The sequence below is a fragment of the Actinomadura sp. NBRC 104425 genome, assembly GCF_030269545.1.
GTDB classification, from domain to species: domain Bacteria; phylum Actinomycetota; class Actinomycetes; order Streptosporangiales; family Streptosporangiaceae; genus Spirillospora; species Spirillospora keratinilytica.
Window position 1 is genome coordinate 1 of sequence record NZ_BSTN01000157.1, and the last position, 255, is coordinate 255.

Annotated in this window: 1 protein-coding gene; it reads left to right on the forward strand. The window is 66.7% G+C overall.

The annotated features are described in order from the left end of the window. Positions 1-255 (forward strand): transposase (locus tag QSK22_RS33540; RefSeq protein WP_285498547.1); only part of this gene is annotated, 255 nt, incomplete at both ends.

Below are 255 nucleotides of genomic sequence, written 5' to 3' on the forward strand. Positions count from 1 at the left end.
GCCAGATCTGGCGGCAGATCTGGTCGAACAACCCGCAGGAGCGGCTGAACAAGGAGATCCGGCGGCGCACCGACGTGGTCGGGATCTTCCCCGACCGCACCGCGATCCTCCGCCTCGTCGGCGCCGTCTTGATGGAGCAGACCGACGAGTGGACCGAGGGCCGCCGCTACATGGGCCTGGAGTTCCTCGCCAAAGCCAGACTGCGCGTCATCGACGGCACCGCACAAGACCCCGAGGACGACAACCGAGAACTCA